Source organism: Capnocytophaga sp. oral taxon 324 str. F0483, assembly GCF_000318315.2.
Classification (GTDB): domain Bacteria; phylum Bacteroidota; class Bacteroidia; order Flavobacteriales; family Flavobacteriaceae; genus Capnocytophaga; species Capnocytophaga ochracea.
Map to the genome: position 1 here is coordinate 1 of NZ_KB291528.1, position 12,733 is coordinate 12,733.

Consider the following 12,733-nt stretch of genomic DNA (forward strand, 5'->3'; position numbering starts at 1 on the left):
CCTTACAGTTTTGGTTTCAAACTTTGCCAAAGTTGGTAACACAATATTTTTTGTCAAAAATATTCCTTTATTTTGTAGGAATGATATTTTTTTGTACATTTGCCTCATTAAACCAAAATAACTATTATAAGAAGTACTAACTCGTATAGTTTTTAAAATAGTATTATAAAATAACATATAGCGTTTCGCTTTACAGTTTCCTAATTTCTGAAAACGACCAATTTTTCAATGTTACAAGGAAAGTGAAAGTGGAAATGCCTGCGGTTACGTGGGCATTCCTTTTGCTTATTTACATCAGCCTTTGGTCGGGCTTCAGAAATTGAGCAATAAGGAATGTTCCCACGTTTTTTTATTGCTCTGTTATAGTGAAACCTACCTAAAAGGCGGTAACCGAAAAGCCTGAACAGAGTAGATATAAACTTAATTTTATGTAACAATAGCAATGAAAAACAAAAACAAAAACGTAGCGTGGGCGACTTTTCGCACTGCTACACAGGTAGTAGCCATTATGGCAGTAATTTTAGTAACTCTTATCGCTTGTGGTAAAAGCGACAGTGGGGGAAGTGCAGACAACAAGAACTTAATTGGCACTTGGAAGTTAGAAAGTATGACTATTGATGGAAAGAATGTAGAGGATATTGTTTTTGACGATGGTGAAAAGATATCTAAAGCCTCTAAAAAATGCTTTTATCGTACATCTTTCACTTTCTTAGAAAAAGAAGGGGTATTCTCTAATTGTGCGCTTGGAACTTTAAAAAAACAACGAATGTAAGTGTGAATCTGTTTCATTTATTTACACTGTCTCAGGCAATACTATAGTTTTAAAATCAACTACTGGAGAAGCAGAATCTATGTCTATAGTAGGAAATAAACTTGCTCTTAGTGCTTCAAAAGAAGATGAAAAAGGAAATAAACATACTTATACTATGACTTTTGTCAAGCAGTAAACTTCCTATATCATTACCCTTAGAAACTTATTTAAGGAACAAAAAGAGCAAAGCGCGTTAAAGTGCTTTGCTCTTTTTTAATCTGCTAACTCCAAAAATCTTAATTTACTCTGTTGTAGTTTTTTCAGGTAATTCATTATGTTCTTCTCGTTTAAATACAAAAGTGTCATAATAAGTATTGAAAAACTGTACAAACATAACCGCACCTTGTCGGTCTTTGTAGACTTCTACTAACAAATCCCCATCTTTATCAGGAGCTATGCGTATTCTATCGATATCCACTCCTAAATAAATAGGAATAAACGGATAGATTCTAAACCTATTATAGCGTTGCCAAAAGTTCTTCTTCTGTTTGCCTTTAAAACCAGCTACCATTCTCACAGTAGTCGTGCTATCCTTCACTTTTTGGTAACTCACGTACAGTGAATCTGCTTTTACTTGCAGTTTAAACCTACTTAAAGGTAGCGCTGTTTCTTGGTATTCTTTGGGCAGTAGCGGAAAGAACAAGGGAGCTTGCTTTTCCATAGGCTCAGAATACACATAATACGTTCCTTCATTAAGGATCTTAATAGCAGCTTCATCCATAAGAGCTGTCATTTTAGGGCGCTGTACTGTTTTACACGAAAACAGCAATAACGATAGTAAAACAAAAGCAATGGTTCTCATATAAAATTATTATTAATCATTCACCACTAATCATCAGTTTCTCTCTTTTAGCATCGGTACAAACTGAAAAGTCCCGTGCGTAGTCTTGTGAAATTCTTTTTCCGATATGCGCTCGTAAAGCGTCATTGTTTGAGTTTCTTCTCCTATCGGAATTACCAAACGTCCTCCTACCGCCAATTGTGCAAGCAACGCTTTCGGCACATAAGGAGCGCCTGCTGTTACCAAAATACGGTCAAAAGGCGCTTCATTAGGAATTCCTTTATAACCGTCGCCAAAGTACATATGCACAGTACGATTCATTAGTTTGGGGAGTAGTTTTTGTGTTTGCTTAAAGAGTTTCTGTTGTCGCTCAATAGTGTAAAGCTGTACCCCTAAATATAGCAGTACACTAGCTTGATAGCCACTGCCCGTACCTATCTCCAATACTTTTTGTCGAGGTGATACTTGTAGCAATTCCGTTTGGAAAGCTACGGTATAGGGTTGAGAGATAGTTTGCCCTTCCTCTATCGGGAAAGCCTTATCTTGGTAAGCGTGATCTTCAAAACTGCTATCCATAAACAAATGGCGTGGTATCGTGCGAATAGCCTCCAATACACGCTTGTCCTTTATGCCTTTTTCTCTCAATAAATCAGCTAATTGATTCCGTAATCCTTTGTGTTTTAATGTGTCTTTCAGCGGTAGCATCTTCTTGTATTTTCGGGTACAAAATTCAACCTTTTTTTTCAACTAAAAAAGTATTTGTGTTATTTTTTTGCTAAAAAGTTGATTAGTTTAAAAATTATTTATACTTTTGTGGCGGAAAAAACTAAATTAGGAAAGAGATGAAGCGTTTAAAACGTAACTTGCATTTCATCTTTGTCTTCCTTTTAGCTACGGCTTGCAGAGTGAGCGATACCTCCTCTGAAGCCACTCAAGTAGTGAAAGTTGAAGATAGATATGAAATGACACTACCTAACTCTCTTACCAGCCAAAATAATCTTTATGAAGAAGCCTCTCTGCAATATGGCAACGGTAAGTCTGAGCTTTTTGTTGCAGTAATCGATGAAGACCGCAAGGAGCTTAATGAGGTACTTTACCAAGTGTTAAAGGACTCTTTGCATATTAAAAACAAAAAAGCCTTTGTTAAATCCTTCGGATTAAAGGACTATTTTAGCATCTGCAAAAAAGGTTGGGCAGAAGCCAAGATGATGCGCCCTACTGATAAACAAATTACCGAAACTACCATTAATAAATATCCTGCTGTAGTAGTTGAAACTACCGAAACCGTCAATGGTATCGGAGTCTTTTACGTGGTGGCTATTGTCGAAACTAAAAAGACCTACTACCAAGTTTTTACCTGGACGTTAGCTAGCAAAAAAGAAAAGAATTACCAGCAGATGAAAGACATTATCAATTCCCTAAAAGAATTATAAATATTTATCTAATGACTATTAATGTAGCCCTTGCCAGCTTTGGTATGAGTGGACGGGTATTTCACGCCCCTTTCATAGCACAACACCCACAGTATCACCTCTATGCGATAGTAGAACGCCATCGTTCCGATTCGCACGCTCTATATCCTGGTGCTAAACTCTATCGCTCAGTAAACGAAATGCTACAAGACCCTGCGGTAGATTTGGTAGTGGTCAATACCCCCGTGCAAACCCATTATGAGTATGCCAAAGAAGCGTTATTAGCAAATAAGAATGTATTGGTAGAAAAGCCTTTTACGGTTACTGTCGAGCAGGCTGAAGAACTCAATACATTGGCTACAAAACAAGGCAAGCTACTTTCCGTTTACCAAAATAGGCGTTATGATGGCGATTATTTAAAGGTAAAAGAAATAGTAAACAGTGGTATACTCGGCGAACTTAAAGAAGTAGAAATGCGCTTCGACCGTTTCCGAAGTGAAATTAGTGCCAAGGCTCATAAGGAAACTCCCGAACGTGGGGGAGGGGCTCTCTACGATTTAGGAGCACATCTCATAGACCAAGCACTCCAGCTATTTGGTACTCCTAAAAACGTATATGCCGATTTGGGTTACCTTCGCAAAGGTACTCAAACCGACGATTATTTTGAACTGATTTTCTTTTACGAAAACGAACTACGCGTCCGCCTTAAATCCACTACCTATGCTTTGGAACGCCAATGGGAGTACACCTTGCACGGCACTAAGGGTTCCTTCCTTCAACAGCGGTTCGACGGACAAGAAAATGCCTTAGTAGCGGGCACTATCCCTTCAGCCTCTCAGTGGTTGCCTTTTGTTGCCGAGCCTAATGGCATTCTCCATACACTTGAAAAACGTTTGTTTACCACTGCCCAACACGGTAACTATTGGCTTTTTTATAACGACCTTTACCAAGCTTTAACAGGCAAAGGTACCAATCCCGTACCTGCCACTCAAGTCGTTGAAATTATCAAAATTATTAGTCAATTTAGCCAATAACACAATCTGCTAATTCTCTAATTTTCTAATTTGCAAATTACAACCTTCCTTGCAAGAATTTCTTTACTTTCTTCACATCATACCCCTTCCCCGATTCTAAATCTTCACTTTTTTGAGTGAAAAGCACATCTCCTTTTTCATTGAGAATCAAAAAAGAGGGATAACCATATTGTGCACCAGGGTTTCCGTACTTTTTAAAAGCCTTTTCATTCTTGTTTTCAGGTGAGAAGTTTAGGTGATAAAAAATATATTTCTTATCCAAAATACTTTTCAGTTCAGGCGTAGTAGTCACCAAATGGTTAAAGCGCAAGCACCACACACACCAATTCCCACCTATTTGCACCAACACTTTTTTGTGTTCTTTTTTAGCTTGTTTTAGCAGTTGTGTAATACGTGCATCACCGTCTTCCTCAGGGTGATAAGGTTGTTCATAACCAGCGCGTTCTTTACTTATTTCCTCACTGTTTTGAGACCAAAGAGCAGTACCTCCCCAGCAGAGGAGTGCTATAAAAAAGTATTTCTTCATAAAAACCAAATCTTTTGAAAATATATAATTACAAAAAAAGTGCCAAGATATTTCAAGAGCTACATCGAGGCTGTTCCAAAAGTCTTAAATTGCATTTGCGTCGCTACACTTTGCCAAAGTTGCCTGTGCGACTTGCACCTTTGCCAAAGTTGATTGCCTTGATAATCAATTTCTTTTAGTTATATTGTAGAGGCGATTGGCAAATTGCCTTCACAATAAACATTACTAAATTTCCTCTTTTCAATAGATTTTATCTATCATAAATAGCTCTTATAAACATCTAATATATAGGTTATTAATAGCGTTCCTTCGTCTTTTGTTCGTCTTTTGTTCGTCTTAGCTTCGTCTTAGGTTCGCTTTAGCTTCGGTCAAACTCCCTCCAAAATGGCTCTTTTTTCCTCATTTCTCATAGATAATATCTATATAAAGAAAACTATCCGCTTAATGAGTTGATATTTTTAAATATCATAACTATTTTGTAGTTTCATTTTTTATTGATTTTTAAGATTTCCATAAGGTTAGATATTCCTTTTATATTCTAAATTCTCATTTGCTAATTTTCTAATTGGCTAATTCCCAAATTACTAATACATTATCTTAAAAATATTTCATAAAAAGTATGGTTATTCCAAAACAAAACATTACCTTTGCCTATCATTAATGAAAAATAAACGAAACAATTGCTTTTTATGGATAAGTATTCTTTTTTGAATGCCGCAAGTACGGCTTATTTTGGTGATTTATACGATAAATATCTCGAAAACCCCGATGCGGTAGAACCCAGTTGGCGCGCTTTCTTTCAAGGTTTCGATTTTGCTCAAGAGCAATACAGTACTCCGGTAGAAGAAGCAGTACCTGTAATGGTACAACAAGTGGTGGGTAACGAAAACCCTGCGCTTTCCGAAACTGTCAAGAAAGAGTTTGCCGTGCTTAACCTCATCAATGGTTATCGCACTTACGGTCACTTATTCGCACAAATTAATCCGCTACGTCCTCGTGAGCCATATACACCTACTTTGGCTATCGAAAACTACGGGCTTACGACGGCTGACCTCAATACTACCTTCGATGCTGCTCGTGAAATAGGCTTAGCTCCCTCGCCTTTAAATGCAATTATTGAGGCGTTGAATACTACTTATTGTAAGTCGATAGGGGTAGAATATCAGTATATTCACAATCCCCAAGAACGCGATTGGTTCACCAAACGATTACAGCAAAATCACAATAAACCTCAGTTTTCTAAGGAAGAAAAACTGCAAATCCTTAACAAACTTAATGAAGCCACTTCTTTTGAGAACTTCCTTCATACTAAGTATGTAGGTCAAAAACGTTTTTCGCTTGAAGGCAACGATGCGCTCATCGCAGGTCTCGACTTTATGGTGGAAGCTGCTGCCGAGCAAGGCGTAAAACACGTAGTACTCGGTATGGCGCACCGTGGGCGATTAAATGTATTAGCCAATGTGTTCGGCAAGAATCCAAAAGATATCTTTTCCGAGTTCGACGGTAAGGATTACGAAATGGACGATTGGTTCGACGGTGATGTGAAATACCACTTGGGTATCACCACCCAACGCACTACTCGTGCCGGAAAAACCGTAGATATGAATTTGGTACCTAATCCTTCGCATCTCGAAGCTGTAGATGCCGTTGTAGGAGGTATTACTCGTGCGAAACAAGACCACTATTGTCAAGAGAATTTCCGACAAGCCTTGCCTATCATCATTCACGGTGATGCTGCTGTGTCAGGGCAGGGTATCGTCTACGAAACGGTGCAGATGTGTGGCTTGAGAGGCTTCACCAATGCGGGTACCGTTCATATAGTGATAAACAACCAAGTAGGGTTCACTGCTAATTTTGCCGACTCGCGTTCGTCGTTGTACTGTACCGATATTGCAAAGATGAACGATTCGCCTGTGCTTCACGTAAATGCCGACGATGCCGAAGCCGTAGTGCGCACTTTTCTCTTGGCAATCGATTACCGCCAAGCCTTTGGCAAAGACGTGTATATCAATCTCTTTGGCTATCGTAAATACGGTCATAATGAAGGCGATGAACCGCGTTTTACACAACCTCTTTTGTACAAAATTATAAGTAAGCACGACAATCCCCGCAATATTTACGCACAGAAGCTAATCGAAGAAGGGCTCATACAGCAAAGTTATGTTGCCGAGATAGAGAATGCTTATAAAGCTACTCTTGATGCCGACCTCGAAGCATCTCGTCGCGAACCACTTACGATATTAAAGCCCTTTATGCAAACCGAATGGCAAGGCTTTGAAATAGCATCGCCAAAACAAATGTTACAAAAGGTAGATACGACTATTAGCAAAGAAAAACTCGACACAATAGCCAAGGCACTTACTGAATTGCCTGCCGATAAACCTTTTATCAGTAAGGTGAAGAAGATTGTAGCCGACCGTAAAGAGGCGTATGCACACAACCATATCGATTGGGGAATGGCAGAGCTCTTGGCGTATGGTTCACTCCTTACTGAGGGCTACGATGTACGTATCACTGGGGAAGATGTGCAACGCGGTACATTCTCGCACCGTCACGCTGTGCTCAAAACAGAAGATACCGAAGAAGAAATATGCTTCTTGCAAGACCTCAAAGCCAAACAATTGGCAACAGGTACTTTCCATATCTACAATTCGCTGTTATCCGAATATGGAGTCTTGGGCTATGAGTACGGCTATGCGATGGCAAGTCCGCGCACACTCACCATATGGGAAGCACAGTTCGGCGATTTCTCCAATGGCGCACAAATAATGATTGACCAGTATATCTGTTGTGGTGAAGACAAATGGAAAGTGCAAGACGGATTGGTAATGTTACTCCCTCACGGTTATGAAGGACAAGGAGCTGAGCACTCTTCAGCACGCATAGAACGCTATTTGCAACTCTGTGCTGAGAACAATATGTATGTAGCCAATTGTACTACCCCCGCTAACTTTTTCCACCTACTACGCCGCCAAATGAAGACTACCTTCCGTAAGCCGTTGGTAATATTTACTCCTAAAAGCTTATTGCGTCACCCCCAAGTGATTTCAACTGTGGAAGACTTAGCTGGCGGACAGTTCCAAGAGGTGTTAGACGACCCTCTCGCTAAAGCTCAAAAAGTAAAACGCGTAGTATTTTGCTCTGGTCGCTATTACTACGACCTCTATGCCGAACGCGAAAAACTTGGCAGAGACGATATAGCCTTAGTGCGCATCGAGCAGTTGTTCCCACTACCGCTAACACAGCTTAAAACCATTATAGCAAAGTACAAACACGCCACCGACTTTATTTGGGCGCAAGAAGAGCCTAAAAATATGGGCGCTTATGGTTATATGTTAATGAACTTCGATTTGGTAAAATGGCGTTATGTAGGTACTCCCGCCTATGCAGCCCCTGCCTCTGGTAGCCATACCCGTGACCGCAAACGCCACAACAAAGCTATCGCAACTGTATTTGAATAATAAAAAACTAAAAATACCAATTGATATGAAACGAATTATTACATTACTATTGCTGATAACCACTTATGCACTATCAGCGCAAAAAACAGTTACCAAAATTGTGTCACGAGAGCAGAATTCACCCTTGCTCGTGGTGAATGGCGTTCTGATAGACGATAACAAGATAGGTAGTATCTTTTTAAACGCAATTGATCCTAATGATATTGAGAATATCAACGTACTTAAAAGCGCACTTAAAGATCCTTCTGCTACTGTTTTATGTAGCAGTAAAGCCGAAAAAGGAGTGGTTATCATTACGTTGAAGAAAAGCAAAGACACTTCTAAGAAAGATAACCTATCAGGAATAGAAAATCCTAACAAAGATTTTCCTCTGGTTGTTGTCAATGATGTAGAGTTTTCAGATCCTGAAGTAGGAAAGCTTTTTATGAACAATGTCAATCCTAAAAGAGTAGAGAGTATCGTAGTGCTAAAAGACAAAAAAGCTACTGAAAAATACGGTGAGAAAGCTAAAAATGGAGTGATTTTAGTTACTCTAAAAGGAAAACCTGAAAAGTTAGATATACCACCTTATGAACCTAAGTCGTAGTACGACGAGCAATTCGTCGCAAACTTTGGCAAAGTTCAATCCCTATGGGGAACGTAGCTTTCTAACACATAACACCTAAAAAGATGAGTCGAACTTTTTACATTAAAAACACACAAGCACCTAAGGAAATGACTCCTCAGCAATTGCTCGACCTCCAGCGTGAGGGATTTGTACAATACTCTATTGATGATAACGACGAGCATTACTCTCAAGTGATGAATGCACCGCTCAGTGATTGGGGCTATATGCTGATGGGACAAGAAGGCATCAGTGGTCGCGGTTTTGAGGTCTCTTACGACACCGAAACCCAAGACTACGGTGTGCGCGTCTTTACTCCCAGTACCGAAGCCGATTGGTTAGGTGCGTACGAGTTTATTGGCAAAGTAGCCACCGCATTGGGTAGCAAAGTGGTTGATGAAGAAGGAGAAGTTTATGAGCCCAATGCCATTACGTACGATTATAGAAACGATATTAAATTTGGCATCAAATGTTATGAAGGTGAAAAAGGAGGATCTTATCTGTTCGGTGTCTACCGTCCTATATGTTTGTCAGACGAAATGATAAACGAGTTATTAGCTGCCGAAGATAAGGTAAAAGCCTTTAGTCAGCTTATAGAAAAACAACTATATGAGCACCCTGATGCGTATATCGCACGTCAGCAGTTTTTTAGAAATGACAGAGGAGAGGTGATGGGAGCTTATGCTCTTACAGAGGGTGTCCCTACTATCTTGCCATATGAATATCCGCCTTTTGTAGATTTCACCCAAGTAAACCTCAGTCAAGACGATGTAAAGTTGTGGCGCATTAGTTTGGTAGTCATCAACGGCGATGAAAACAACCCTAATGCTTATGAGGTACTCGACGGACTCGATTACCAGACCTTTTTAGAGCGATTGCCTCAAGAGAAAATACAAAAACTCGATGGTCACTATATGCTTATAACCCTCAACCGACAAGAACTCGAAACTCTCTTGCAAAACGACAAGCAAGAACGCAAAGGCTTATTAGCAAAATTGAAAAACATTTTGAGAACGAAATAACTAATACCTAACACCTAAAACTAAACGATATGTTGGAAATGAAAGTCCCTTCACCTGGGGAATCTATCACCGAAGTAGAAATAGCCCGTTGGCTTGTAAAAACAGGTGATTATGTAACCAAAGACCAAGCTGTTGCCGAAGTGGATTCCGATAAGGCTACTCTCGAACTTCCCGCTGAAGCCAGTGGAGTCATTACACTGAAAGCCGAAGAAGGCGAAGCCGTAAAAGTAGGACAAGTGGTATGCCTGATTGATACTAAAGCAAAAGCACCAGTAGGAGCTTCATCAGCAGGTACTTCACCATCACAACCAGTTAAACAGGAAGCTCCTGCGGCACCCAAACCTACAGCTCCAGCACCTTCCACAGTTCCTATAACACCTGCATCTTCTGCAAAGCAAGTTCCAAGTCCTGCCGCTCGTAAAATATTAGCAGAACGCGAGATTCCTGTATCAGCAGTAGTGGGTACAGGTAAAGGCGGTCGTATTACCAAAGATGATGCACTTAAAGCCTCTAAACCTTCGATGGGGACTCCTACGGGTGGCGTTCGCAAAGAAGTGCGTACTAAGATGAGTATGTTGCGTCGCAAAGTGGCCGAACGTTTGGTGAGTGCTAAGAATGAAACCGCTATGCTCACTACCTTCAATGAAGTGGATATGACGGCTATTTACGAGTTGCGCGCCAAATATAAGGACGCTTTCAAAGAGCGCCATAATGTGAGTCTCGGCTTTATGTCGTTCTTTACTTTAGCCGTCGTGCGTGCCCTTAAACTCTTCCCCGATGTCAATTCGATGATTGACGGACAAGACAAGGTAACTTACGATTTCTGCGACATCTCTATTGCCGTTTCAGGACCTAAAGGCTTGATGGTTCCCGTGATTCGCAATGCCGAGAACCTTTCGTTTAGAGGTGTGGAAGCCGAAGTAAAACGCTTAGCTACCCGCGCTCGTGATGGACAAATTACAGTAGATGAAATGACCGGTGGTACTTTTACGATTACTAATGGGGGCGTGTTTGGCTCTATGCTTTCTACTCCTATCATCAATCCGCCACAATCAGGGATTTTGGGTATGCACAACATCGTCGACCGCCCTATCGTGCGCAACGGACAGATAGTGATTGCTCCTGTAATGTATGTCGCTCTTTCATACGACCACCGTATCATCGATGGACGTGAATCAGTAGGATTTTTAGTAGCTGTAAAAGAAGCTCTCGAAAATCCTGTAGAAATTCTAATGAATGGCAATCCTAAACAAGCTCTTGAGCTCTAAGGAATTAGAGAAAAAGATATAGAAAACTCCCTGTAAAGCTAATAGCTTTACAGGGAGTTTTAATAATTAGTAAATTATGAATCAGTTACTTCACGAAAGCAACGGCTTTCATTTCTTCAATAAAACGCAGAGCAAGTTCATCGGCTTCTGCTTGACTTTTAGCTTCAGTGTAAATGCGAATAATAGGTTCAGTATTAGATTTTCGCAAGTGTACCCAGCTTTGAGGAAAATCAATCTTTAAGCCATCGATAGTATTGATTTGCTCGTGTGCGTACTTCTTCTGCATTTCACGTAAGATATTATCGGGGTTAATGTCTTTGGTAAGTTGTATTTTGTTCTTGCTCATATAATAAGCAGGATAACTATTGCGCAAGGTCTTTACACTGCATTTTCTTTCAGCAAGTAAGGAAAGGAATAACGCTACACCTACCAAAGCGTCACGACCATAGTGTAGTTCAGGATAGATAATACCTCCATTGCCTTCACCACCTATGATTGCGTGCACTTCTTTCATTTTAGCAACTACGTTTACCTCACCTACAGCTCCTGCTGCATACTGTACTCCGTACTTTTCGGCTATATCTCTCAACGCACGAGAAGAAGAGAGGTTAGAGACTACATTTCCTTTGGTTTTTCCTAAAATATAATCGGCGCAAGCAACCAAAGTATATTCTTCGCCGAACATTTCACCTTCTTCCGTAATAAAAGCTAATCTATCTACATCGGGGTCTACTACGATACCAAAATCGGCTTTTTCTTCAAGTACTTTTTTGCAGATGTCTCCCAAATGTTCTTTTAAAGGTTCGGGGTTATGAGGAAAATGTCCGTTTGGTTCACAGTACAAACGAACTACTTCTACGCCAAAACGTTCTAATAACTTTGGAATTGCAATACCTCCTGTGGAGTTCACCGCATCAACAACTACTTTGAATTTACAATTGCGTATGGCTTCGATAGTGGAAGATGTTAGCAACCCTAACACTGCCTCAATATGTTTTTGAATATAGGTATTATCGTGAGAAATGCTTCCTAAAGCTTCTACGTCAGCAAAAACCACCTTGTTCTCTTGAGCAATGGTTAGAATTCTTTCGCCTTCTTTAGCACTGAGGAACTCTCCCTTATTGTTGAGAAGTTTTAAGGCGTTCCACTGTTTAGGATTATGACTTGCAGTGAGAATAATGCCCCCATCGGCTTTTTCCATTGTAACAGCTACTTCGACGGTAGGAGTTGTACTTAGCCCGATATCCACTACATTAATGCCTAATCCTACAAGGGTGTATTGTACTAAGTTCTGTATCATTTCGCCCGAAATACGTGCGTCTCTTCCTACAACCACCTTTATATTTGCTTTGTTGAGGTTTTCTTTGAGCCACGTACCATAAGCGGCAGCGAATTTTACGGCATCGATAGGGGTTAGATTTTCATCGGGTACACCTCCAATAGTACCACGAATACCTGAGATTGATTTGATTAATGACATAATTTTAGTGATTATACTCTCTTCAAAAGATAATCATAACATAGAAGAGAGTGTGTTTTTTCGCGACAAAAATAGGATAAAAAAATGATATATAAAAATTTGAAATCATAAAGATTAATGGTTAATGGTTAGTGATTAATGGTTAGTGATTAATGGTTAAATTAAAGAAGGCTTATGGGATAAACGAACAACAAGCGAAGAAAGAATGGGTCTACAGTGGGTCTACAGTGGGTCTACAGTGGGTCTACAGTGGCTCTACAATGGGTCTACAGTGGGTTTACAGTGGGTTTACAGTGGGTTTACAGTGGGTCTACAGTGGGTCTACAGTGGGTCT

At 40.1% G+C, this 12,733-nt stretch carries 11 protein-coding genes; 7 read left to right on the forward strand and 4 right to left on the reverse strand.

The window, feature by feature from the left end:
* The first annotated feature begins 442 nt into the window (after positions 1–442).
* Positions 443–772 (forward strand): hypothetical protein, encoded by a 330-nt coding sequence (locus HMPREF9072_RS08610; RefSeq protein WP_009411343.1) that lies wholly within the window; start codon positions 443–445, stop codon positions 770–772.
* 280 nt (positions 773–1,052) lie between these two features.
* On the opposite strand, the gene HMPREF9072_RS08615 is transcribed toward HMPREF9072_RS08610, so the two are convergent.
* Together HMPREF9072_RS08615 and HMPREF9072_RS08620 are read right to left on the reverse strand one after the other, a co-directional pair.
* Positions 1,053–1,613: a hypothetical protein gene (locus HMPREF9072_RS08615; protein WP_034566321.1), complete on the reverse strand. Its 561-nt coding sequence runs from the start codon at positions 1,611–1,613 to the stop codon at positions 1,053–1,055.
* A gap of 33 nt (positions 1,614–1,646) precedes the next feature.
* Positions 1,647–2,297, reverse strand: a complete 651-nt coding sequence (locus HMPREF9072_RS08620; protein WP_002671501.1) for a protein-L-isoaspartate(D-aspartate) O-methyltransferase — start codon at positions 2,295–2,297, stop codon at positions 1,647–1,649.
* Between the two features lie 137 nt (positions 2,298–2,434).
* Between HMPREF9072_RS08620 and HMPREF9072_RS08625 the strand changes: the two genes are divergently transcribed.
* Both HMPREF9072_RS08625 and HMPREF9072_RS08630 read left to right on the forward strand, forming a co-directional pair.
* On the forward strand, positions 2,435–3,025 hold the full coding sequence (locus HMPREF9072_RS08625; RefSeq protein WP_002671504.1) for a hypothetical protein: 591 nt from the start codon (positions 2,435–2,437) through the stop codon (positions 3,023–3,025).
* A gap of 11 nt (positions 3,026–3,036) precedes the next feature.
* Entirely contained in the window at positions 3,037–4,038 is a 1,002-nt protein-coding gene (locus HMPREF9072_RS08630; protein WP_009411345.1) for a Gfo/Idh/MocA family oxidoreductase, read from the forward strand.
* A 37-nt stretch (positions 4,039–4,075) separates the two neighbouring features.
* Here HMPREF9072_RS08630 and HMPREF9072_RS08635 read toward each other — a convergent pair whose 3' ends face one another.
* Positions 4,076–4,564 (reverse strand): thioredoxin family protein, encoded by a 489-nt coding sequence (locus tag HMPREF9072_RS08635; protein ID WP_009411346.1) that lies wholly within the window; start codon positions 4,562–4,564, stop codon positions 4,076–4,078.
* A 689-nt stretch (positions 4,565–5,253) separates the two neighbouring features.
* Here HMPREF9072_RS08635 and HMPREF9072_RS08640 point away from each other — a divergent pair.
* From HMPREF9072_RS08640 to odhB, 4 genes are all read left to right on the forward strand, one after another.
* A complete protein-coding gene (locus HMPREF9072_RS08640) occupies positions 5,254–8,025 on the forward strand; it encodes a 2-oxoglutarate dehydrogenase E1 component (protein ID WP_009411348.1) in 2,772 nt (923 codons plus the stop codon).
* 25 nt (positions 8,026–8,050) lie between these two features.
* Positions 8,051–8,611: a TonB-dependent receptor plug domain-containing protein gene (locus tag HMPREF9072_RS08645; protein WP_034566322.1), complete on the forward strand. Its 561-nt coding sequence runs from the start codon at positions 8,051–8,053 to the stop codon at positions 8,609–8,611.
* Positions 8,612–8,694: 83 nt separating this feature from the next.
* Complete coding sequence (locus tag HMPREF9072_RS08650; protein ID WP_009411350.1) at positions 8,695–9,651, forward strand: DUF4299 domain-containing protein; 957 nt, start codon at positions 8,695–8,697, stop codon at positions 9,649–9,651.
* Between the two features lie 29 nt (positions 9,652–9,680).
* Entirely contained in the window at positions 9,681–10,919 is a 1,239-nt protein-coding gene (gene odhB, locus HMPREF9072_RS08655) for a 2-oxoglutarate dehydrogenase complex dihydrolipoyllysine-residue succinyltransferase (protein WP_009411351.1), read from the forward strand.
* Positions 10,920–11,004: 85 nt separating this feature from the next.
* Here the strand turns inward: odhB and glmM are convergent, their stop codons facing one another.
* On the reverse strand, positions 11,005–12,399 hold the full coding sequence (gene glmM / locus HMPREF9072_RS08660; RefSeq protein WP_009411352.1) for a phosphoglucosamine mutase: 1,395 nt from the start codon (positions 12,397–12,399) through the stop codon (positions 11,005–11,007).
* Between the last annotated feature and the right edge of the window lie 334 nt (positions 12,400–12,733).